Origin of the sequence: Pantoea sp. (genome assembly GCF_028283705.1) — a bacterium.
Lineage (GTDB): Bacteria > Pseudomonadota > Gammaproteobacteria > Enterobacterales > Enterobacteriaceae > Pantoea.
This window is the reverse complement of record NZ_JAPWKD010000034.1, coordinates 186014-208487: the sequence shown is the minus strand read 5'-3', so window position 1 is coordinate 208487 and position 22474 is coordinate 186014. Positions and strand designations below refer to the sequence as shown.

The 22474-nt window shown below is 55.7% G+C and carries 19 protein-coding genes; 11 read left to right on the top strand and 8 right to left on the bottom strand.

All coding sequences use genetic code 11. The features are described 5' to 3' along the window. Positions 1-10: 10 nt before the first annotated feature. On the bottom strand, positions 11-2101 hold the full coding sequence (locus PW844_RS27785; RefSeq protein ID WP_299459595.1) for a bifunctional diguanylate cyclase/phosphodiesterase: 2091 nt from the start codon (positions 2099-2101) through the stop codon (positions 11-13). 155 nt (positions 2102-2256) lie between these two features. Continuing rightward, a complete protein-coding gene (locus tag PW844_RS27780; RefSeq protein ID WP_299459594.1) occupies positions 2257-4359 on the bottom strand; it encodes a bifunctional diguanylate cyclase/phosphodiesterase in 2103 nt (700 codons plus the stop codon). 531 nt (positions 4360-4890) lie between these two features. Here PW844_RS27780 and PW844_RS27775 point away from each other — a divergent pair. From PW844_RS27775 to PW844_RS27755, 5 genes are read left to right on the top strand one after another with little or no spacing between them, the layout of a single operon-like run. Beyond that, a complete protein-coding gene (locus PW844_RS27775) occupies positions 4891-5460 on the top strand; it encodes a spore coat protein U domain-containing protein (RefSeq protein ID WP_084876825.1) in 570 nt (189 codons plus the stop codon). Positions 5461-5483: 23 nt separating this feature from the next. After that, entirely contained in the window at positions 5484-5999 is a 516-nt protein-coding gene (locus PW844_RS27770; RefSeq protein WP_299459593.1) for a spore coat U domain-containing protein, read from the top strand. A gap of 25 nt (positions 6000-6024) precedes the next feature. Further along, positions 6025-6714 carry a molecular chaperone gene (locus PW844_RS27765; RefSeq protein ID WP_299459591.1) on the top strand — a complete coding sequence of 230 codons (690 nt, stop codon included), beginning with the start codon at positions 6025-6027 and terminating at the stop codon, positions 6712-6714. Beyond that, a complete protein-coding gene (locus PW844_RS27760) occupies positions 6711-9146 on the top strand; it encodes a fimbria/pilus outer membrane usher protein (RefSeq protein WP_299459588.1) in 2436 nt (811 codons plus the stop codon). Before PW844_RS27765 ends, PW844_RS27760 begins: the two co-directional genes overlap by 4 nt. Beyond that, positions 9143-10120 (top strand): spore coat protein U domain-containing protein, encoded by a 978-nt coding sequence (locus PW844_RS27755; protein WP_299459585.1) that lies wholly within the window; start codon positions 9143-9145, stop codon positions 10118-10120. The genes PW844_RS27760 and PW844_RS27755 overlap by 4 nt, the downstream gene beginning before the upstream one ends. 41 nt (positions 10121-10161) lie before the next feature. Here PW844_RS27755 and PW844_RS27750 read toward each other — a convergent pair whose 3' ends face one another. The 3 genes from PW844_RS27750 to exbB form a co-directional block, all read right to left on the bottom strand. Beyond that, on the bottom strand, positions 10162-11478 hold the full coding sequence (locus PW844_RS27750) for an MFS transporter (RefSeq protein ID WP_299459583.1): 1317 nt from the start codon (positions 11476-11478) through the stop codon (positions 10162-10164). Between the two features lie 242 nt (positions 11479-11720). Further along, positions 11721-12143, bottom strand: coding sequence for a TonB system transport protein ExbD (exbD, locus tag PW844_RS27745; protein ID WP_084876831.1), 423 nt, complete (start codon positions 12141-12143; stop codon positions 11721-11723). A 5-nt stretch (positions 12144-12148) separates the two neighbouring features. Then, complete coding sequence (exbB, locus tag PW844_RS27740; RefSeq protein ID WP_299460467.1) at positions 12149-12871, bottom strand: tol-pal system-associated acyl-CoA thioesterase; 723 nt, start codon at positions 12869-12871, stop codon at positions 12149-12151. 355 nt (positions 12872-13226) lie between these two features. Here exbB and PW844_RS27735 point away from each other — a divergent pair, with 355 nt between their 5' ends. The 5 genes from PW844_RS27735 (at position 13227) to PW844_RS27715 (ending at position 18155) form a co-directional block, all read left to right on the top strand. Continuing rightward, positions 13227-14204 (top strand): TRAP transporter substrate-binding protein, encoded by a 978-nt coding sequence (locus tag PW844_RS27735; protein WP_299459580.1) that lies wholly within the window; start codon positions 13227-13229, stop codon positions 14202-14204. 48 nt (positions 14205-14252) lie between these two features. Beyond that, the gene (locus PW844_RS27730) at positions 14253-14759 is read left to right on the top strand and encodes a TRAP transporter small permease (protein ID WP_299459577.1); all 507 of its coding nucleotides are present in this window, start codon (positions 14253-14255) and stop codon (positions 14757-14759) included. A gap of 15 nt (positions 14760-14774) precedes the next feature. Further along, on the top strand, positions 14775-16061 hold the full coding sequence (locus PW844_RS27725; protein WP_299459575.1) for a TRAP transporter large permease: 1287 nt from the start codon (positions 14775-14777) through the stop codon (positions 16059-16061). Positions 16062-16196: 135 nt separating this feature from the next. Further along, positions 16197-17387 carry a cystathionine beta-lyase gene (gene metC, locus PW844_RS27720; protein WP_299459572.1) on the top strand — a complete coding sequence of 397 codons (1191 nt, stop codon included), beginning with the start codon at positions 16197-16199 and terminating at the stop codon, positions 17385-17387. A 105-nt stretch (positions 17388-17492) separates the two neighbouring features. Beyond that, complete coding sequence (locus PW844_RS27715; protein WP_299459569.1) at positions 17493-18155, top strand: DedA family protein; 663 nt, start codon at positions 17493-17495, stop codon at positions 18153-18155. On the opposite strand, the gene PW844_RS27710 is transcribed toward PW844_RS27715, so the two are convergent. Next, on the bottom strand, positions 18150-19076 hold the full coding sequence (locus tag PW844_RS27710) for an AraC family transcriptional regulator (RefSeq protein ID WP_299459566.1): 927 nt from the start codon (positions 19074-19076) through the stop codon (positions 18150-18152). The two genes, PW844_RS27715 and PW844_RS27710, sit on opposite strands and share 6 nt — an antisense overlap. 204 nt (positions 19077-19280) lie before the next feature. Here PW844_RS27710 and dkgA point away from each other — a divergent pair, with 204 nt between their 5' ends. Then, positions 19281-20105, top strand: coding sequence for a 2,5-didehydrogluconate reductase DkgA (dkgA, locus tag PW844_RS27705; RefSeq protein WP_299459563.1), 825 nt, complete (start codon positions 19281-19283; stop codon positions 20103-20105). A 53-nt stretch (positions 20106-20158) separates the two neighbouring features. Here the strand turns inward: dkgA and ftsP are convergent, their stop codons facing one another. Together ftsP and PW844_RS27695 are read right to left on the bottom strand one after the other, a co-directional pair. Then, positions 20159-21586 carry a cell division protein FtsP gene (gene ftsP, locus PW844_RS27700; protein ID WP_299459560.1) on the bottom strand — a complete coding sequence of 476 codons (1428 nt, stop codon included), beginning with the start codon at positions 21584-21586 and terminating at the stop codon, positions 20159-20161. 124 nt (positions 21587-21710) lie between these two features. Then, positions 21711-22448, bottom strand: coding sequence for a 1-acylglycerol-3-phosphate O-acyltransferase (locus tag PW844_RS27695; protein WP_299459558.1), 738 nt, complete (start codon positions 22446-22448; stop codon positions 21711-21713). Positions 22449-22474: the final 26 nt, after the last annotated feature.

Sequence of the window (22474 nt, the reverse complement as noted above, 5' to 3'; positions counted from 1 at the left end):
CATAAAAGGCTTACTTCGCGGTAACTTCCAGTTCCGCCGCCGGGGTCACAAACTCCGGTAGTTCGCCAATGCGTTCTGGTGGTACCGGCTTGCCCAGCAGATATCCCTGTAGCGTGTTACAACCCAGCCCGGTCAGAAACGCCTGCTGTCCCTCGGTTTCTACCCCTTCGGCCACCACTTTCAAATCCAGCGACTGTGCCAGCGCCACAATCGCCGAGACGATGGTAGCATCTTCTGATTTTGCCTGTAGCTCATTAACGAAGGCGCGGTCGATTTTCAGCTCACTGGCCGGTAACCGCTTGAGATATAACAGGCTGGAATAGCCGGTGCCGAAGTCATCAATCGAGGCTTTCACCCCCATATTGGTCAGCTCGGTCAGGATACGGACGCTCTCCTCCGGGTCACGCATCGCGGTGGTTTCGGTGACCTCCAGCGTCAGTAGCTCAGCCGGAATCTGATGCTGCGACAAGGCCTGCGTGACGGTTTCCACCAGATTGCTCTGCTCAAACTGCAACGCCGACAGGTTGACCGCCACTGACCAGTGCGGATGTCCCTGCAAATGCCAGCAGTGCAGCTGGCGGCAGGCTTCATTGATCACCCAGTTACCGATATTGATGATCATTCCGGTCTTCTCCGCCATCGGCAGGAATTTATCGGGTGTCAGCAAGCCGCGCGTCGGGTGCTGCCAGCGCAGCAACGCCTCAAAACCAATGATCGGTCCGCTCGGCGCACAATATTTGGGTTGATAGAACAGCCGCAGCTCGTTGTTGTCCATCGCCTGCCACAGGTCGTTGTTTAATTGCAGCTGGCTCTGCGCCAGGGTGTTCATTGAGGGCTGGAAGAAGTTGTAGCCGTTGCGCCCGTTGTTTTTGGTGTGATACATCGCGGCGTCGGCGTTAAACATCAGTTCACGTTCATCGACACCATCGCCGGGATACACGGCGATACCGATGCTCAGCGACACCATTAACTCATAACGTGAGATGCTGAACGGCTTTTCAATCGCCTTCACCAGCGCATCAGCAGCAGCGGCGGCATCGTTCGGATCGTCGATTTCAATCAGCAACACAAACTCATCGCCACCCATGCGCGCCAGCGTGTAGTGACCTTTCATCTGCCCGGTCATGCGTTCGGTTACCGCGATCAACAGATTGTCACCGACATGGTGGCCAAAGGCATCGTTAACCGCTTTAAAGCCATCAAGATCCATAAACATCAGCGCAAAATGCGAGTGTTCGCGATCCGCTTTATTGATGGCCTGGTCGAGGCGATCTTCCAGCAAAATACGATTCGGCAGGCGTGTCAGGTTGTCATGCAACGCCAGCTGCGCCAGTTCACGGTTGGCCTCGGCCAGCGAACGCGCGAGGATGGAGGTTCGTGCCTGCATCCTTGCATCCAGCATGGATACCAGCAGGGTAATGCCCAGAATCGATAGCGTTACCACCGTCACCAGCATCGCCAGCCAGTTACTGTTAACGCCCATATGTGTCGCGTGGCTTTGCATCGGAAAATTCGCCGCCGCCATACCGGTATAGTGCATACCCGCGATGGCACAGCCCATCACCACCGAGGCCCCCAGGCGCAGCAGGGTGACGCGACCATGTCCTTCACGCAGGTTAAACGCCAGCCACAGCGCCGCACCGGAGGCGACCAGCGCGATCACCACTGACGCAGCCACCCAATACCCGTTCCAGACAATGCCAGGTGCAAACATCAACGCGGCCATGCCGGTGTAGTGCATCGCCACTACGCCAGTGCCGAGCACCACCGCTCCGCCGCACAAACGCGGCCAGGGCAGCTCACCGGAGCAGACCAGCCACAGGGCGAAGATCGACGCCAGCACGGCAATCACCATCGAGACTGCCGTCAATAAAGGGTTGTAGCTCATCACCATATCAAGGCTCATCGACAGCATGCCGATGAAGTGCATCGCCCAGATGCCAATGCCCATAGCGAAGCCGCCGCCAAGCAGCCACACCAGCGCCGTCTTGCCGGTGGAGGTGGCCACTCGCCCCGCCATATCCAGCGCGGTAAATGAGGCCAGCATCGCCACCAGAATGGAGACGATGACGGTATACCAATCGTACGAAGTCACTAACATAGTGAGTTCCCAAGTCATAGCTGGGTTAGCAGCTGTGGTGTTGTTAACAAAAAGTAAAATACATAAATATTATTGTACAATTTACCGACAGTCGTGCTGTCGTTATAAGTCTTTGAACGATGAAAGATTGCGATTTAGAAAATCAAAATTACTTGTCAGGCACCTGCCAGTGGTGCGACGTTATCGGGGATGCTCAGTGGCGCGGTTGCCGCCACCACGGTGAATTCACTGATGCGTTCTGCCGGTGTCGGTTTCCCCAGCAAATAGCCTTGCAACATGTCAAAACCCAGCCCAGTCAATAAGCGTTGCTGTTCTTCCGTTTCCACACCTTCGGCCACCATGCGCAGATTCAGGCTCTGCGCCAGCGTGATCATGGCACTGACCACCGTGGCATCTTCACTGTCGGCACGCAGACTATTGATGAAGCTGCGATCAATCTTCAGCTCGGTCGCCTCCAGATGTTTCAGATGCAGCAAGTTAGCATAACCGATACCAAAATTGTCGATTGCCACCCGGACACCTAACTGATGCAACTCAGCAATACGCTGCTGGCTGAACTGCGGGTCACGCATGGCGATGGTTTCGGTGATTTCCAGCATCAGCATCCCTTCCGGCAAGCCGTGTCGTTGCAGAATTTCACTCAGACTGTCGATCAGATCACGCTGATGAAATTGCAGCGCCGACAGGTTAACCGAGACGCTCCAGCTGTTGTTTCCTTCGTCATGCCACTGCCGCAGCTGGCGGCAGGCTTCGTTAATCACCCAGTTCCCCAACGCGATAATCTGTCCGGTTTTCTCGGCTCGCGGCAGGAACATATCCGGCATCAGCAATCCCCGGCGCGGATGTTGCCAGCGCAGCAGCGCTTCAAAGCCCACCAGCAACGTGCCACCGGCGCAGAACTTCGGTTGATAGAACAGGCGCATTTCCTGATGCTCCAGCGCACTCCACAGATCGTTGGCCAGCGCCAGCTGATATTGCGCTACCGCACTCATGGCCGGTTCGTACAGGCACCAGCCGTTACGTCCGCTATGTTTGGTGTGATACATCGCCGAATCGGCGTTGAACATCATCTCCTGCTTGCTGCGACCATGCAGCGGAAAGATGACAATACCCACGCTAAGCGAGACACGCAGTGAGTAACGCTCCAGTTCGAAGGGGGCGTCAATGGTGTTCACCAGACGCTGGGCCTGCGCAGCCGCTTGCAGGCCATCACAGTCCGGGCTTAGCAACACAAATTCATCGCCCCCGAGGCGCGCCAGCATCGCATCTTTGCGCAACTGATTACGCAGTCGCGTGGCAACAGCGATAAGTAAGCGATCACCAACATGATGTCCCCAGGTATCGTTGACCGCCTTAAAGCCGTCGAGATCCATGAACATCAGCGCGAAGGTTTGATCGTTGAGGGTCGCGTGTTTGACGGCAGCATCGAGTTGCTGCTCCAGCAGCACCCGGTTCGGTAAGGTGGTGAGTGTGTCGTGCATCGCTAACTGATGCAGCTCGTTATTAGCGTTTTTTAATTTGGCCGCCAGACGTGCTGCACGTAGCTGGGCATCGAGCATGGAAATCAACAAGGTGATACCCAGAATACTGAGCGTGATGATGGTGACCCACACTGCCAGCCCTTGATCGCTCACACCATGCTCCATCATGCTGCTGGTATTGTTGAACTGTGCTGCGGCCATGCCCACGTAGTGCATACCAGCAATGGCGATCCCCATCGCCAGTGCTGCATAAGCGCGCATGATCAGCAGGCCATCCCCCTGACGCAGATGAAACGCCAGCCACAGCGCGACACCCGCAGCGCTATAGGCGATGAGCACTGACAGGACAACCAGTTTCATATTCCACTGAATAGCGGGCTCAATCATCAGCGAGTTCATGCCGAGAAAGTGCATTACCACTACCCCAGTGCCGAGGATCAGGGTGCCACGTACCAGGCGGCGGAACGTCAGATGGCTACCGCGCACCACCTGCGCGAAGGAAAAGATCGAGGCCAATATGGCGACTGCCAGCGACAGCGAGGTCAGCGTCACATCGAAGCGCATAGTCATCGGCAGCATCATCGCCAACATGCCGATAAAGTGCATGGCCCATACGCCAATGCCCATCGCGGTGCCACCTGCCACCAACCACAAACGGGCAAGGAAGCCACGCGACACGGCGACACGTCCGGCGGTATCCAGCGCCGTAAATGAGGCGATAAAAGCAACGATTAAGGAAACCGTCACCAGAACGCTATCCCAGGTAACCAGCAACATGAGCGCTCCTCACTAACCCGCTAGCGAGCAGGTGCTGAATCGTCGAATCGGAACAAAGATTAAAAAGCATGCATAAAAGGTCTGTTAACTCTTCAAAAGCGATTCAGCCGCTAATCGTACCAGCCTGACAGGGGACTAACGCACCGGGATTTTTATTCGCTGAGTGGAGAATCGTTATTATGTCTGATTAATGTATGAACATAACACTGAACCCTGCGCCGCGGTAGTAGGAGAAATAACTCCGCGTTTAGTTTTTTTAACCTGCCTGAATCCCTTGCTATCACTGAATTATCGGCTATCGGGGCAAATTGATTAGGGAAAAATTATTGGTGGGCCTGACAGGCTTCGCTTTGCTGAACTATAGTTAAGAAAACTGATATAAATCATTTCCCTGTCTTATAGGAAGTTTCTTAGTCGTCAGGGATTTTTACTGTGCAGCCAAATCTGGCTCTTTGTTATTTTTCGGTTGATTTCATAAATGCATCATCAGGTGAAAAAGCACTGACCCTGGATAATCAGTAAGGAATGATTATGAAACTCAAGCTTTTTCTTTTGGCTGCCAGCCTGAGCGTCTCACTTCCGTACTCTGTTGTTTTCGCTGCGACCACAACGGGAACCATTAATGCCACATTAACCCTGACCACCGGCTGTCTGGTGAATGGTCAGTCGGCCACAACCGGGGTGAATTTCGGTACTTTAAACTTCGGCAGTAGCGCAGCAACCTTTGATACGTTGAATGCCACCCTGGTAGGGGCTTCCGGCAACGGTATCTACGTGCGCTGCACCACCGGCCAGACATTTAACGTGCAGGTCACCAGCAGTAATGCCGCACCCGCCACCATTTACGGCACTGTCAGCGGGCAACCGCGTTACCTGATCCTCGGCTCCAACAATACGCAGGGCATCGCTTACACCCTGTACAGCGATGCGGCCTTCACCACCGCCATTGCCAATAACACCAATATCGCCCCCAGCGGCACCACTGACCCGACTCTGGGTACCAACTACGCCATTTATGGTCGCGTGGTCGGCGGCGGCTTTAACCCATTGATCCCGGCAGGTACCTACACCGATACCATTAACGTTGCAGTGAATTACTAGGGCACAGGTTTCGGTTAAACCGGGTGAGAGGGGTAAATGGGTGGGCACGCATTTCTGGCGGTCTGACCCTGCTGATAGGGAGTGTCAATGTCTGGGGGTTGCCAACCGCAACCTTTCAGGTCTCTGCCTCAGTAGTGGCTGGCTGCGTAGTTTCCGGTTCCAATCCCGGAGTTTTTGGCACGCTTGATTTTGGCACCCAGTCTGGCGTCGCCAGCAGCAGCGTCAGCGCCAGTTTTGTCCAAAGTTCCACTATCAGCCTGGCCTGCACGCCAGGCACCACCGTGAGCATGTCGATCAACGGCGGCAGCAACTACACCACCACCCGCAACCTGAAACTGGCCAGTTTCACCAACACTGTGGCTTACAGCCTGTACAGCAACGCCAGCCACACCACCGCGATTGGGGTGAATTCACCCATCACGCTCAGCTACAGCAACGCTAACAACATCACGCTGCCAATTTATGGCTTGTTGCAGCTACCCGGCCCGACACGCGCCGGGGTTTATACCGATACCTTAACCGTCACCCTGAGCTGGTGAGGGCACAAACAAGAAGGAATGACCGATGAAAAACCTGCTGCTGCTCTGGCTGCTCACATTCAGCGCTCTCAGCCATGCTGCCAACTCACTGATGATCTGGCCGATTGATCCCGCCATCAATCCCGACGATAAAGCCAGTGAGCTGTGGCTGGAGAATCGCGGCAACGCCACCACGCTGATGCAGGTGCGAATCTTCACCTGGCAGCAGGTCAACCAGCGCGAGCAGTATCAGACCCAGCAGCAGGTGCTCGCCAGCCCGCCGCTGGTGCGCATTGAACCGGGGCAGAAGCAACTGGTGCGCTTAATTAAGCAAGTGCCACCTGACGCCGGTAAGGAGATGGCCTACCGCGTAGTACTGGATGAGATCCCCACCCCGCGCACCCCAGGTACCAATCAGGCCGGATTGACCTTTCAAATGCGCTACTCCGTACCGCTGTTTGTTTATGGCAGTGGCTTAACGGCCGACAGCGCCAAACCCAATCTCAGCTGGCGAGTGGAAAACAGCGAAGGCAAACGCTGGTTGCTGCTGACCAATAACGGCAACGGCCATGCGCGTCTGAGCAATGTCACCATCGGCGGACGCCCCATCGGCAACGGCCTGTTTGGCTACGTACTGGCAAACAGCAGCAACCGCTGGCTGCTGAATAGCAATGTCGGTGGAGAGCTGGAGGCTGAGATGAATAAAGGCCACTGGCAAAGCGCAGCCGTGCGTTGATGCGCATTTCGCCCCACCCCTGTGCGCTGGCCGTGACCAGCGTCATTTGCTGTTTACCCGTGATCAGTAGCGCCGAGACCTTCTCCGAGCTGCCACCTCCCCCTGCGCTGCAAAACAATGCCGCAGGGCAGCAATACATGCTGGAGCTGATCATCAATCAGGGGGAGCAGGGCAATATTGTGCCGGTCGAACAGAAGAACGGCGATTTCTGGCTGCGACGTGGCGATCTGGAGCGCGCCGGGATCCCGGCGGACAAATTGCAGGGACAGCAGATTAACGTCAACCAGTTAAGCGACGTCAAAGTGGACTATGACAATCAACGCCAGCGCCTGCTGCTGACTGTCCCTCCTGCCTGGCTGCCGGGCCAGGTGATCGGCCAGGCGCACAATGGGCCACGCTACCCAGGCCGAGCCAGCACCGGCGCACTGCTCAACTATGACTTCTACGCCACCCGCACCGATCATACCGGCTCTCGCCTCGCCACCTGGAATGAGCTGCGCGTGTTTGGTGCCGCCGGACAATTCTCCAGCAACGGCGTATGGCAGCAGCAACTCGAAGGCGATGCCCCCCAGCAACCGAATGGCTATATCCGCTACGATACCTGGTGGAGCAACGAGGACGAGAACGCGGTACGAAGCATCCGTGCCGGGGATCTGGTCACTGATGCGCTCTCCTGGACCAACAGCGTGCGTCTTGGCGGGTTGCAGATTGGTCGTGATTTCAGCATTCGCCCGGATCTGATCACCTATCCGCTGCCGCAGTTTTCCGGCCAGGCGGCGGTGCCTTCCACGGTGGATTTGTTTATTAACGGCTATCGCTCCAGCCAGGCCAACGTTCAGCCGGGTCCGTGGTCGCTGACTAACGTCCCTTTCGTCAATGGCGCGGGTGATGCGGTCATCACCACCACCGATGCGGTCGGTCGCCAGATCACCACCACCCTGCCCTTTTATGTTTCCAGCAGCCTGCTGAAGCAAGGTTTGTCTGACTACTCCTTCTCAGCGGGAGCCATGCGTGAAAACTACGGCATCAGAAACTTTGACTATGGCGCAGCCGCGGCCAGCGGCTCATATCGCTATGGTGTGACCAACTGGCTAACGCTGGAAACCCACGCCGAAGGCAGCGATGAAGTGGCGATGGGCGGTGCGGGCGGCATGCTGAAACTCGGCAGCTGGGGCGTCCTCAACGGCGCGCTGGCGCAAAGCCAGATGAGCGGAAAACCCGGCACGCAATACAGCTGGGGATATCAGTACAACAACAGCTGGCTGAGTCTCGGCACGCAGCATACCTTGCGCACGGCGGATTTTGGCAATCTGGCGCTGGTCGGCAATCGCAGCGACTCGGACGATACCTCATATTCGCTGGCACGCCGCAGTGCGCAGTACACCGCCAGCGTGTCGATGAATCAATACGGCAGTCTCGGGCTGGCGTATCTCGATATCAACAGCGGCGGGGGCGAACGCACCCGGCTGTTGAACCTGTCGTGGAGTAAAAACATTTGGGGTAACAGCAGCTTGTATATCTCCGCCAGCCGCGACCAGCAACAGGGGGAATGGAGCGGCGCGATTTCGCTGGTGATCCCGTTCGGCGAACAGGGCAGCGCCTCGGTCAGCATGGAACGCGATCAGCAGGGAGAAAACAACCAGCGGGTGTATCTGTCGCGTGCCATGCCGAGTGACGGCGGCTACTCGTGGGATGCCTCCTGGGCCAACCAGGGCGGCAACAGCGGCGATTATCGTCAGGGCAGCCTGCGCTATCGCAACAATAAAGTGGATACCTCGGCAGGTTTTTATGGCGACGACGATAACACCACCCAGTGGGCCGATTTCAGTGGTGCGCTGGTACTGATGGATAACCGTCTGTTCGTTGCTAACCAGATCAACGACGCCTTTGTACTGGTGAAAACCAATTATCCCGACGTGAACATCCGCTACGAAAACCAGTCGATGGGACGCACCGATAACGAGGGTTATCTGCTGGTACCGTCAATCAGCAGCTATTACGCCGCGAAATACGATATCGACACGCTGGACCTGCCAGCCGATATGACTTCCCCCCGGGTAGAACAACGCTTTGCAGTGAAACGCCAGAGCGGTTATCTGCTGAACTTCCCGGTGGAGAAACTGCGTTCAGCCAGTGTGATTCTGTATGACAGCAACGGACAGCCGCTGCCAGTCTCCAGCCAGGTGCTGCGTGCCGGGCAGGCAACCGAGTATGTCGGCTGGGACGGTATCACCTGGATGGAAAACCTCGACGCCAACAACCCAATTCAGGTCACCACGCCAGATGGCCGCACCTGCCGCACCGAACTCAATATCGCTAACGGGCCACAGGCGCTGAAGACCTATGGCCCGCTCACCTGCGCGTTACCCCCGCCCCCGCCCGGGGCCGCGCAGCCGAATACAGAAAACTCGACTTCAGGCATCACTCCATGAAAAGAATTCTGATATTGCTGACGTTGTTGCTGCTGCCAGGACTGGCACGAGCCGCCTGTGGCCTGCCCGCGTCAACCGCCAGCTTTGGCTCAGTTACCACCTTTGTTGCCAATTCAACCATCAGCTCCACCTCGACCACCGCTAACGTCAACTGTGGCGCAGGATCGGCGCTGACGTTATTAGGCACGAATACCATCACCTTTCAGCTGGCCAGCGCCTCAAACGTCAACGGCACGCGGGGTACCATGAAAATTAGCGGCAGCACCGGAACTGATAATATTCCGGTGCGCCTGTGCATGGACAGTGCCTGCACCACCGAGCTGAGCGTGGGAGGATCGACCTATACCTTTTCACAGGCGGTACTGGCGAATCTTGCTGGTCTGTTTGGTAGCCTGAACTTTGCGTTGCCGGTATATCTGAAAACCGTCACCGGACAAACGGTCGCCGCAGGAACCTATACGGTGACGCTCAATTTATATGTTACCTACAATATCTGCACCAGCCTTGGCGTCGGAGGTCTTTGCCTGACGCCGCAGACAGGTACTGGCACCATTCCGATTACGGTGACAGTGGTGATCTCGAATGATTGCACCACCATCACCGCGCCAAACGTCAGCTTTGGCAGTGCGCCGCTGGTCAGCAGTTTTTCCACGGTGCAGCAGTCCATTAGCGTGGTATGTAGCAAAGGCAGCACTTATACGGTGGGATTGAGCAACGGCAGCTACGCGGCGAATGGCGTGCGCAATATGGCAAGTGGCACCAACCGGTTGAGTTATGACATTTATCAGGGGACCACCACCACCACACGCTGGGGGCCGACCGGCACGGACCGCTGGAGCAGCAGCGCCTCAACCACCGTCAGTGCCGATGGTCTGACGCGTGGATATACCTATACTGCGCAGATTCTGACAACGCAAAATACCCCACCAGCGGGGAATTATACGGATAGCGTGGTGGTAGATTTGTCGTTTTAGGCACAAGGCCGCCATTCTGGCGGCCTTGTTCATCTGACTGATCAGGCATTCACAGTAGTCGCGCTGTGCCGCGTTCGATACTGCTTCACCATGCGGCCAATCAGCAGGGTACCAATCAACCCGCATACCGCCGCGAACGACAACCATACGCCCGGCATCGCTTTATCGCCCGTTGCATGGATCAGATAGCTGGAGACCGCCGGGGTAAAGCCGCCAAACAGCGCCGTTGCCAGGCTGTAGGCCAGCGAGAAGCCTGAAGCACGTACTTCGGCAGGCATAATTTCCGCCAGATACACCACCATCGCGCCGTTATAGCTGGCATACAGGAAGGAGAGCCACAGTTCGGCAATCACCAGATGAGAGAAGGTTGGCGCACCCACCAGCCATTTCAGCACTGGCCAGGCAGTGAGAATCATCAGGATGGTGAAGAAAATCAGTAACGGGCGACGGCCTACGCGATCTGACAACGATCCCATCACCGGCAGCCAGAACAGGTTGGAAAGCCCCACAAACAACGTCACCAGGAAGCTTTCTTTGTCGCTCATCATCAGCACAGTTTTGCCAAAGGTTGGAGTAAAGGCGGTGATCATATAGAACATCACCGTGGTGGTGACCACCATCAGCATACCGGCTAATACCAGCGCCCAGTTCTGCCCCACCGAACGCATAATCTGGCGCATAGTCGGATGATGTTTGCGCTGGCTGAAGGCTTCAGTTTCCTCCAGCATGCGACGAATCCAGAACAGGAACGGCACAATCAGACAGCCGATAACAAACGGAATACGCCAGCCCCACTCAGTGACCGCGTCTTTTTCCAGCAGATGATTCAGCCCCAGGCCCAGCAGCGCTGCGAAGATCACCGCCACCTGCTGGCTACCGGATTGCCAGCTGACATAGAAGCCCTTGCGTCCTTTCGGCGCAACTTCGGCCAGATAAACCGATACCCCGCCCAGTTCCACACCGGCTGAAAAGCCTTGCAACAAGCGACCCAGCAGAATCAAGATTGGCGCAGCCGCGCCTAACGTGGCGTAACCCGGCACCACAGCGATGGTCAGGGTACCGAGCGCCATAATGCCTAGCGTCACCAGCAGCCCTTTACGACGACCATGATGGTCAATATAGGCACCGAGTATAATCGCGCCCAGCGGACGCATCAGAAAACCCGCGCCAAAAGTCATCAGCGTCAGCATCAGCGACGCAAACGGGTTATCACCGGGGAAAAAGGTTTTAGCAATGGCGGTCGCGTAGTAACCAAAGACCATGAAATCATACATTTCAAGGAAATTGCCGCTGGTTACGCTAAAGATGGTTTTGGCACCGCTCTGCGATGATTTTTGTAAAGACGAAGGTGAGCTCATAGGTTTTCCAGGTTTCTTCCATGCGTAAGACTTCCTTGTAGCGTGGTCGTCAGCGGATGAATGTGATCACCTTCACCATTGCACTTTACAAAAGCAGGGGCATAAGTAACAAAGTATTAACAAAACCGATCCACAGAATATTTGCCCATTTATGGCATCGATTCGTGATTTCCTGTTTTAATCAGCAAAGACTCATAACAAAAAGGGCGTCCATCCGGACGCCCTCATAACCCTGGGTGAGATTACTTCTTCACTGTTTCCATACCCATCAGGCCGATTTTCAGATATCCGGCCTCACGCAGCTGATCCATTACTGACATCAGGGTTTCATAACTCACCGACTTATCTGCCTGGAAGAAGATAGTGGTGTCTTTGTTACCTTCGGTCTGCGCGGTTAACGCATTGACCAGCGTCTCTTTCGTTACCTGATCATTGCCGATATAGACCTGATTATCTTCTTTAATCGACAGATAGACCGGCTTTTCCGGACGCGGCTGCGGCGCACTGGTGGAAGCAGGCAGGTTAACGCGCACATCCACTGTTGCCAGCGGTGCAGCCACCATGAAGATGATCAGCAGAACCAACATCACGTCGATAAACGGCGTCACGTTGATTTCATGCATTTCGCCATCGCTTTCCAGGTCGTCGTTTAAACGCATCGCCATAGCAATTACCCTACGCGCAGTTTCTGTGCGGCAGACGGACGAGCCACTTCGTTAGTCACTTTTCCCAGGTCCAAATCACGGCTCTGCAACAGCAGCACCTGTGCCGCGACGTCGCCCAGCGAGGCTTTGTAACCGGCAATCATACGGGCAAACACGTTGTAGATGACCACAGCCGGGATAGCCGCCACCAGACCAATCGCGGTCGCCAGCAACGCTTCGGCGATACCTGGTGCAACAACGGCGAGGTTAGTGGTTTGAGTTTGGGCGATACCGATGAAGCTGTTCATGATACCCCAGACGGTGCCGAACAGGCCGATAAACGGCGCAACCGAACCGATGGTGGCGAGGAAACCATTGCCACGACCTGCGTGACGGCTAAAGGCCCCGACACGGCGCTCAAGGCGGAAACTAGTACGTTCTTTAATGCCGTCGGTGTCTTCAGTACCGGCGGAGAGTTCCAGCTCGTTCTGCGCATCATTCAGCAGCACGGCGCTGTGGCTATGGCCTTTAAAGCTGGCAGCAGTGCGTGAAGCTTCATCCAGTGAACGCGCTTCGCTCAATGCGATGTGTTCACGCTTCAGACGACGTTTCGCTGAACTCAGCTCGGCAAACTTACCGAAGAAAAGTGCCCAGGTCACCACGGAGGCCAGTAACAGGCCAATCATTACCACCTTTACCACGATATCGGCATGATGATACATGCCCCAAACGGAAAGATCCGTCTGCATCAAATCACTGGCTACCACGCTGCGTCTCCAACTTCAATTGCACAGTTCACGATCGAGCGCGGATCATAACAAATTACCGGGTCGAATTGATAGTAGTTCTCATTACTATTTACAAACGAAAGGTGCGCTTTTTCTCCACAGTTTGTGATGAATGAGTATCCGTTTGGTCGCCGGTTTTATAAATGTGATGCAGCATGTAAAATTATTAAAACAACGTTTCAAAATGTGATGCAATTCATTCAATCAACATCTGACCCGTTTTTCGCCAGCTGTTTTTCACTATTCTGAGCCAGCCCTGCCCATTCGTGGTGTCTTTGCACCGCGCGTTTTCGATACCTCAATGCTGGAGTAAAAAATGACGCTGAAAAAACGACTACTCGCCGTTTCATTGTCCTCCATGTTCGCCCTGCTGGCCTGTAGCGCCCACGCCAAAGTGCTCAAAGTGGCGGAAGTCCAACCCGCAGGTTATCCCACCGTGGTCGCGCTGGAGCATATGGGTGAGAAACTAAAACAAGCCACCGATGGCCGTCTGGAGATGAAAGTCTATGCCGGTGGCGTGCTGGGTGATGAAGATCAGACGCTGCAACAGGTACAGCTGGGGGCGATCGATATGATCCGCGTCTCGCTGGCACCGGTCACCACCATCGCCCCCGAAACCAGCGTGCTCACCCTGCCGTTTATCTTCCGCGATGAAGATCATATGCACAAAGTGCTGGATGGCAGCGTGGGCGAGCAGATCGTCAATAAATTCGATCAGGATCCTAATACCCGCATGGTGTTCCTCGGCTGGACCGATGCCGGTACGCGCAACATGATCACCAAACAGCCGCTGACCAAACCTGAAGATTTGCAGGGCATGAAGATTCGCGTGCAGAACAGCGCCATTTCCCTTGCCACGCTGAAAGCGATGGGGGCCAACCCGGTGGCGATGGGAGTGAGCGAGGTGTTCAGTGCGATGCAAACCGGTGTGGTTGACGGCACGGAGAACAATCCACCGACCTTTGTTGCCCACAACTATTTGCCAGTGGCGAAATACTACACCCTGACCGGCCACTTTATTCAGCCGGAAATGATCCTGTTTTCCAAAACAGCCTGGGATCGTCTCTCCGCCGACGATCAGGCGCTGCTGAAGAAGCTGGGTAAAGAAGCCCAGGATGAAGAACGTCAGCTGTGGGCAACCTATACCCAGCAATCGATCGAGAAGATGAAAGCCGGCGGCGTTACCTTCCAGCAGATCGATCGTGACTACTTCGTCAAAGCTACCCAGCCGGTGCGCGATCAGTTTGGCGGCAAATATCAGGATCTGATGACGCAGATCGCCGAGGTGAAATAACCCTTTTGCGCCATGCAGCCGCGTGGCGTCTCACTCAGGATGCGAACAATGAACGCATATTCCCGTTGGATGGATGGGCTGTACCTGCTGTGCATGTGGGTTGCCGCGGCGGCGCTGATGATTATGGTCACGGTGATTCCGATTGGCATCTTTGCGCGCTACGTGCTGAACAGCGCGCTCTCGTGGCCGGAACCCGTGGCGATTATCTGCATGATCATTTTTACCTTTATTGGCGCACCGGTGGGACTACGCGCAGGTACCCATATTTGCGTGTCGATGGTGACCGACCGTCTGTCGCCAGCCGGGCAAAAGCGGGCGCTGCTGCTGTGCAATCTGCTGCTGATTGCCCTGTGTCTGATTCTGTTGCGCGCCAGCTACAACCTGTGCGAAGCGATGTGGATTCAGCCGCTGGCCTCGTTGCCCAATGTCACCTACGGCGAGATGTATTTACCGATCCCCATCGGCACCGCTTTTACCCTGCTGTTTGCCCTGGAGCGCCTGCTGAACGGTGACCAGAGCCAGCGCCCAATCGTCACCCTTGGCGGCACACACTAACTTCGGAGCATCGCGATGGACGCATTCATTCTGATTGGCAGTCTGATCCTGTTGCTGTTGGTTGGCTTTCCCGTGGCCTTCGCCGTCGGGTTTAGCGCCTTTATCGGTGCCTGGTGGATCGACCTACCGCTGGAAGCAGTGGTGATTCAGATCACCAACGGCATCAACAAATTTTCGTTACTCACCATCCCGTTTTTTATTCTGGCCGGGGCGATTATGGCTGAGGGCGGCATTGCGCGACGGCTGGTGAACTTTGCCTACATCTTTGTCGGGTTTATCCGTGGTGGGTTATCACTGGTCAATATTGTCGCCTCCACCTTTTTCGGTGCGATTTCCGGTTCATCGGTGGCCGATACCGCCTCGATAGGTTCGGTAATGATCCCGCAGATGGAAGAGAAGGGTTATCCACGTGATTTCGCCGCCGCTGTGACCGCCAGTGGTTCGGTACAGGCGGTGCTCACGCCTCCCAGTCATAACTCGGTGATCTACTCGCTGGCCACTGGCGGTGTGGTGACCATTTCATCGCTGTTTGTCGCCGGTATTCTTCCCGGTCTGATGTTAGGTGGCTGCCTGATGGTGATGTGCCTCGGTTTTGCACGCAAACGCGGTTATCCCAAAGGGGAAGCGATCCCATTTCGCCAGGCACTGAAGATCTTCTTTGATGCCTTCTGGGGGTTGTTTACCATCGTCATCATTCTGGGCGGCATCCTTTCCGGGATTTTTACCGCGTCAGAATCCGCCGCCATCGCCTGCCTGTGGGCGTTCTTTGTCACCATGTTTATCTACCGTGACTTTAAGTGGAACCAGCTGCACATTCTGCTGTTCCGTACCATCAAAACCGTCACCATTGTGATGGTGCTGATCGCCTTCGCCGCCGGTTTTGGTGCGGTGATGACTTTTATGCAGTTACCCACCGCCATTACCGCGGCCTTTACCAGCCTGTCGGATAATAAGTATGTGATCCTGATGTGTATCAACGTACTGCTGCTGGTGATCGGTACGCTGATGGATATGGCCCCGATCATCCTGATCCTGACGCCGGTGCTGTTACCGGTGGCAACCTCTCTGGGTGTCGATCCGGTCCATTTCGGCATGATCATGATGACCAACCTCGGTATCGGGTTGATCACCCCGCCGGTAGGCACGGTGTTGTTTGTCGCCAGTGCGGTGAGTAAGCAGAAAATTGAACAGGTGGTGGGTGCGATGCTGCCGTTCTACTGCATATTGTTTCTGGTGCTGATGCTCATCACCTATATTCCGGCGCTGTCACTGTGGCTGCCGCATGTGATGGGGGTGATGTAACGCCGGCCGCAGGGACGCGGCAAAGGAAGCCACTTATTCCAGGGCGACAGTCTGATATTCCGCAATCAGGGTCAACGCGCAGGCGCGATTCGTGGTAACGTGGTTCCTTTGTGGAATGCGGCAGAAAAGGCAGTGATGGCAACGAAAAAAATAGACACCACGCTGGTAAGCGCGGGACGCAGCAAACGTTACACTCAGGGCTCAGTGAACAGCGTTATTCAGCGCGCCTCATCGCTGGTTTTCGACACCGTGGCTGATAAAAAACGCGCAACCGCTGGACGGGCGAAAGGCGAGCTGTTTTATGGCCGTCGCGGCACGCTGACACATTTCTCCTTGCAGGACGCGATGACGGAACTGGAAGGCGGTGCCGGTTGCGTGCTTTATCCCTGTGGAGCCGCTGCGGTTGCCAACGCCATCCTGTCTTTCGTCGAGGCGGGCGATCATGTGCTGATGAGCGGTGCGGTGTACGAACCCACCCAGGATTTTTGTACCAAAATCCTCAGCAAACTCCAGGTCACCACCACCTTCTTCGATCACTGCATCGGCAACGAAATCAGCGCGCTGGTGCAGCCGAATACCCGCGTGGTGTTTCTTGAGTCACCGGCCTCCATCACCATGGAAGTGCAGGATATTCCAGCCATCGTCGCTGCGGTCCGCACGAAAGCGCCTGACGCCATCATTATGCTCGATAATACCTGGGCGGCGGGGGTGTTGTTTAACGCTCTGGAGCATGGCGTCGATATTTCTATTCAGGCAGGCACCAAATATCTGATTGGCCACAGCGATGCAATGATCGGTACCGCAGTGGCCAACGCGCGCTGCTGGGATCAGCTGCGTGAAAATTCCTACCTGATGGGACAGATGGTTGATGCCGATACCGCTTATATGGCGAGCCGTGGTCTGCGTACGCTGGGCACCCGCCTGCGTCAGCATGAAGAAAGCGGATTGCAGGTGGCGGAATGGCTGGCTGCACGACCGGAAGTGGCGCGGGTCAATCATCCGGCGCTGGCGCAGTGCAAAGGCCATCAATTCTGGCAACGCGATTTTACCGGCAGCAGCGGCCTGTTCTCGTTCATTCTGCATGAGAAACTGAGCAGCGAGCAGCTGGCGGGATATCTCGACGGTTTCCACCACTTCAGCATGGCGTATTCCTGGGGTGGCTATGAGTCGCTGATTCTGGCGAATCAGCCGGAAGAACTGGCGGCGATTCGCCCGGCAGGCGGCGTCGATTTTACCGGGACACTGGTGCGGGTGCACATTGGTCTGGAACACGTTGCTGACCTGATTGAAGACCTGCAAGCCGGGTTTGACCGCCTGAAGCGCTAAAATCTTCAACAGAAGCTCAACAGGCCGGATTCGCGTGGCAAAGATCAACGTTTGCTGCTACGCGGGCCGTTAAAATACTATCCTTGTGACTTGATGGAATAGCAGATGGGTGTTTTACATGAGATTGTCCACGCACTCTGGCATCAGGATTTTGCCGCGCTGGCCAATCCGGATGTGGTGTGGATTGTCTACGGCGTGATGTTTGTGACGCTGTTTCTGGAAAACGGTTTGTTACCGGCCTCTTTTCTGCCGGGCGATAGCCTGTTGCTGCTGGCCGGTGCCATGGTCGCCAAAGGTGTGATGGACTTTGTCCCTACCATGGTGATTCTGACCACCGCCGCCAGTCTCGGCTGCTGGCTGAGTTATTTGCAGGGGCGCTGGCTGGGCAATACCAAAATGGTGAAAAGCTGGCTGATGCACTTACCGGCACAATATCATCAGCGAGCCTGGCAGCTGTTTAATCGCCACGGGCTGATGGCGCTGCTGGTCGGTCGTTTCCTGGCATTTGTCCGTACCCTGCTGCCCACCATGGCGGGCATTTCTGGTTTGCAGAATGGTCGTTTTCAACTGTTTAACTGGCTGAGCGGGCTGCTGTGGGTATGCATCGTGGTGGCATTCGGCTACGGCATCAGCCAGGTACCCTTCATCAAACGCCATGAAGATCAGGTGATGGCGGTGTTGATGCTGCTGCCCGTGGTGCTGCTGTTTGTCGGCCTGGCTGGCAGCATTCTGGTGATCTGGAAAAAAAGACGCCCCAAGGCGTCATAACAGCTGCGCGGCGTCAGCGGGTGATTCAAATATCGTCTGACGCACGCGGCTCACCTCCTCTCCCGGCGTCACGCCAAAATAACGTTTAAACTCGCGGGAAAACTGCGAGGGGCTTTCATAACCGACGCGCACCGCTGCAACGCTGGCCCGCATGCCATCCTGAAGCATCATCAGACGCGCCTGATGCAGGCGAAAACGTTTCAGATACTGTAACGGCGAGGTTTGCGTCACCGCTTTAAAGTTGTGATGAAAGGCCGATACGCTCATGTTCACCTCCGCCGCCAGCGTTTCCACGCTGAGGTTTTCACTGAAATGACCTTCGATACGGCGTAGCGCGCGGGCAATCTGGCTGAACTGCGTCTGGCGGCTGATCATCGACAGCAGCGCGCCTCCGCACGGCCCGACCAGCACGTAGTAGATGATTTCCCGCACGATTTGCGGCCCCAGTACGCGCGCGTCACGCGGCTTACGCAGCACATCCAGCAGTCGTTCGGCAGCACATAACATCTCTTCACTGAGAAAGGCGGAATGGATGCCCGAGGTTTGCGGCTGCGGCTGGAAATCTTCATCGTCGCCAATCTCCATCAGCAGATCCTGCAGGCTGGCATTGTCCACGGTGAGACAGATCCCCGCCAGCGGCTCCTCCGGCGTGGCCTCGGTTTCACACTCCACCGGCAACGGCACGGTGAGCATCAGATACTTGGTGGCATCGTAATGAAATACCGTGCTGCCGAGATAACCGGTTTTGCGCCCCTGGAACAGGATGACGATGCCGGGCTGATACATCATGGGCGTACGCGGCAGCGGTTCATCGGCATAGATTAAGCGTACGTTTTCCAGCTGGCACAAGGGTTGGCTGCCAGGCTTCATCAACGCAATGACCTGCTGGGCCAGCTGGCGGCAAAGGGTGTCATGGGGCATGGCAGATTCTCTCGCAGCAAAAAGGTCAGTTTGCCGCAGTGCAGGCGAAAGCTCCAGCCAGCTGGAGAATCAGGCAAGAATCCAGCAGAAACAGACAGCACAAAAGCGCCGCAGAATTGCCACAATGATCCCGGCGCTAAGGTTTGTTGACTAGAATTAACCTCAGTGTTTCCGGTGAGTCACTGCGACAAATAAGGAGCAACTATGGCAGACCAACCACTGATTAAACTGCACGACGGCAATATGATGCCGCAGCTCGGGCTGGGTGTCTGGCAGGCGAGTATTGAAGATGCACGCAAGGCGGTATTAAAAGCGCTGGAGGTCGGCTATCGCTCCATCGATACCGCTGCCGCCTATAAGAATGAGGAAGCGATTGGTCAGGCGCTACAGGAAACCGACGTGGCGCGCGACAGCATTTTTGTCACCACCAAGCTGTGGAATGACGACCAGAAAAACGCCCGGCAGGCACTGGAAACCAGCCTGGAAAAACTCAAACTGGATCAGGTCGATCTCTATCTGATGCACTGGCCTTGCCCGGCAAAAGATCTGTATGTCGGAGCCTGGCAGCAGATGATTGAATTGCAGAAACAGGGTCTGACCAAAAGCATCGGCGTGTGTAATTTCAACGAAGCGCACCTGAAACGCCTGATGGATGAAACGGGCGTGTCGCCAGTGGTGAACCAGATTGAACTGCATCCGATGCTACAGCAACGCACTCTGCACGCCTGGAACGCGATGCACCAGATCCAGACTGAATCCTGGAGCCCGCTGGCACAGGGCGGTAAAGGGGTGTTCGATCAGGACGTGATCAAAGAACTGGCGAAGAAATATGGCAAAACCCCGGCGCAGATCGTGATTCGCTGGCACCTGGACAGTGGTCTGGTGGTGATTCCGAAGTCAGTGACCCCGGAGCGCATTGAGGAAAACATTAAGGTGTTTGATTTCCGGCTGGAAAAAACCGAGATCAGCGATATTACCGCGCTGGATATCGGCAACCGGCTGGGACCGGACCCGGAGAGTTTTAATTAATAACCGTATACGTAACGGCGCGAGAAATCGCGCCGTTACAGATTTTAGGAATATCAGTTAGTTGGGTTAACCAGCAGCTGCCCTGCGGTACCGCGATCGGCCAGTTCCAGCGTCTGGCTGTAATAAACAAACGGGAAATGCTCCGACGAACTCTGCGGGAAACTCACCAGCAACTCGACATCCCCATCCACCCACACTGTATCTTTCCAGCCGCGATCTTCACCCATCGGTTGTGCACCGTTGACACTTTTAATCAGGAACATCACGCCCTGAATATGCAGCGCCTGCGGGCGGTCAGCATGCAGGATCCAGCGTTCAAAGGTGCCCTGCTGTACCGTGGTATCGATACGTCCCATATTCCACATCGCACCATTGATGCCCGGCATACCGTCGCCAATGCGGAATTCGCGGGTGCGTACCGCCACACCATCGAGGATCTGATCCGCCAGCAAGCGCATCGGCAGATTGTCCGTGACCAGCGGCAGCAAGCCGGTTGGGCGCAGCGACAGCACCAGCGTATTGGCAAGGATCGATGACGGCTCAAACAGGCCGCGCAGTCGATCCATCAATCCCGCAGCAGTACCCGCAGTGATCGACACTTCATCACCCTGCGACATATCCACCAGCACTTCGCGCCGCTCGCCCGGTGCCAGCGACAAACGCTGTACCGCGACCGGGGCCGGTAAGAAGCCCTGATCACTGGCGATCACCGTAAAGGGGCGATTATCGGAGAAAGCCAGATCGTAGCGACGTGAGTTTGAGGCATTCAGCAGACGCAGGCGGACCCAGCCACGCGAAACATCCACATACGGGTTCTGCACGCCATTAACCAGCAACGTATCACCAAGGAAGCCGCCATCCTGCGGCGGGTCATAGACCGGTGTGGCAAAGTTATCGAGACGCTTGTCCTGAATCACCAGCGGGAAATCATCCACGCCATAGTGTTTCGGTAGCGGCAGCGCCTTACTGACGTCATCTTCAATCAACCACATCCCCGCCAGGCCATTATAGACATGGGGTGCCATACGATTGGGCGTATTGGCGTGATACCACAAGGTCGCCGCGCCCTGACGAATCGGCAATACCGGCGCCCAGTCTACACCGGCTGACATCAATCGCGGTGCGCCCCCCATCAGCGCGCCCGGCACCTGCAAACCGCTGACGGTCATGGCGACGGGTTCATTCAGCCGATTGCTGTAAATCAGCTTCACATCGTCGCCGCTGTAGACACGCACGGTCGGGCCAAGGTACAAGCCGTTAATGCCCCACACCGGCACTTTGTTGCTGTTGCCGCTGAATGACCAGTGGCTGCGCTGGAGCGTAAGAAATAGCGGTTGGCCGCGGCGTGATTCAATCAACGGCGGTACGGGAAGCGGCGTATCGCCGACAGGCGCGGAAGCGGCACGCGCAGTGCTGGTTACGCTGGTGGCAAGTGCGACACCGGCAGAAAGCTGAATAAACTGACGTCTGCTGCAAGACATAAAACTTCAGACCTTTTGAGCGTGGCGTGAGGACGCCGTCCATTTTTTTCTAATTGCTATTGCTGTGCTGCACCCGGAGAGGGTCTGTTGCGTACGGGGCAGATTGCCTGCCCCGTGGGGCCGGTCAGATTTTACCGTTTTTTTCGCGCTCGGCGACTTCAGCGTTTAATTCTTCCAGCTTAGCCGACATTAATTCACGGCAATGGGTCGCCAGCTTACGCACCGAACTGTTAGCAAACTCGCTGGTATCCACTGGCGGCAACATCTCGACAATCACCAGACCGTTTTTGAGGCGGTTGAGTTTGATTTTGTCATGGGTGTTGGACACCACCACTGGGATAATCGGCACACCCGCTGCCATCGCGGCATGGAATGCGCCGGTTTTAAACGGCAGCAGGCCACGTCCACGACTGCGCGTTCCTTCCGGGAACATCCAGAACGAGATGCGCTTCTTTTTAAACTGATCAATTAACTCACCAATGGTGCCATGTGCTTTAGCGCGATTGTCACGATCAATCAGCAAATTACCCGCCAGCCAGTACAGCAGACCAAAAAACGGTACCCACAGCAGGCTTTTTTTGCCCACGGTTACCGTGGTGGGCTGCACAATATTGGCGGCGGTGATCATATCGTAGTTATTCTGGTGGTTTGCGATGTAGATAGCATTACCATAACTCTCCGCATCCGCCGGTTTACGCAGTTCCACCTTGACGCCAAACACCGTCGATAAGCGGCCAAACATGTGGCCGAACGTGGCGACATGGCGTGGATTGCGTGGTGAAAACAGGCACCAGATACAGCCAAACACACAGACCAGAATCGAGTAAATAACGACAAAAATAGTCCGTAAAATTAGTAACATAGTTTCCTCAGTAGTGGCATACCCTT

What these genes read in the sequence shown, in the direction of transcription:
- PW844_RS27715 (WP_299459569.1), top strand. Translation starts at nt 17,493, where the DNA reads ATGGGTGTTTTACATGAGATTGTCCACGCACTCTGGCATCAGGATTTT.
- ftsP (WP_299459560.1), bottom strand. Translation starts at nt 21,586, where the DNA reads ATGTCTTGCAGCAGACGTCAGTTTATTCAGCTTTCTGCCGGTGTCGCA.
- PW844_RS27765 (WP_299459591.1), top strand. Translation starts at nt 6,025, where the DNA reads ATGAAAAACCTGCTGCTGCTCTGGCTGCTCACATTCAGCGCTCTCAGC.
- PW844_RS27755 (WP_299459585.1), top strand. Translation starts at nt 9,143, where the DNA reads ATGAAAAGAATTCTGATATTGCTGACGTTGTTGCTGCTGCCAGGACTG.
- PW844_RS27780 (WP_299459594.1), bottom strand. Translation starts at nt 4,359, where the DNA reads ATGTTGCTGGTTACCTGGGATAGCGTTCTGGTGACGGTTTCCTTAATC.
- PW844_RS27735 (WP_299459580.1), top strand. Translation starts at nt 13,227, where the DNA reads ATGACGCTGAAAAAACGACTACTCGCCGTTTCATTGTCCTCCATGTTC.
- PW844_RS27785 (WP_299459595.1), bottom strand. Translation starts at nt 2,101, where the DNA reads ATGTTAGTGACTTCGTACGATTGGTATACCGTCATCGTCTCCATTCTG.
- PW844_RS27710 (WP_299459566.1), bottom strand. Translation starts at nt 19,076, where the DNA reads ATGCCCCATGACACCCTTTGCCGCCAGCTGGCCCAGCAGGTCATTGCG.
- PW844_RS27775 (WP_084876825.1), top strand. Translation starts at nt 4,891, where the DNA reads ATGAAACTCAAGCTTTTTCTTTTGGCTGCCAGCCTGAGCGTCTCACTT.
- PW844_RS27725 (WP_299459575.1), top strand. Translation starts at nt 14,775, where the DNA reads ATGGACGCATTCATTCTGATTGGCAGTCTGATCCTGTTGCTGTTGGTT.
- dkgA (WP_299459563.1), top strand. Translation starts at nt 19,281, where the DNA reads ATGGCAGACCAACCACTGATTAAACTGCACGACGGCAATATGATGCCG.
- exbD (WP_084876831.1), bottom strand. Translation starts at nt 12,143, where the DNA reads ATGGCGATGCGTTTAAACGACGACCTGGAAAGCGATGGCGAAATGCAT.
- PW844_RS27750 (WP_299459583.1), bottom strand. Translation starts at nt 11,478, where the DNA reads ATGAGCTCACCTTCGTCTTTACAAAAATCATCGCAGAGCGGTGCCAAA.
- PW844_RS27730 (WP_299459577.1), top strand. Translation starts at nt 14,253, where the DNA reads ATGAACGCATATTCCCGTTGGATGGATGGGCTGTACCTGCTGTGCATG.
- metC (WP_299459572.1), top strand. Translation starts at nt 16,197, where the DNA reads ATGGCAACGAAAAAAATAGACACCACGCTGGTAAGCGCGGGACGCAGC.
- exbB (WP_299460467.1), bottom strand. Translation starts at nt 12,871, where the DNA reads ATGCAGACGGATCTTTCCGTTTGGGGCATGTATCATCATGCCGATATC.
- PW844_RS27695 (WP_299459558.1), bottom strand. Translation starts at nt 22,448, where the DNA reads ATGTTACTAATTTTACGGACTATTTTTGTCGTTATTTACTCGATTCTG.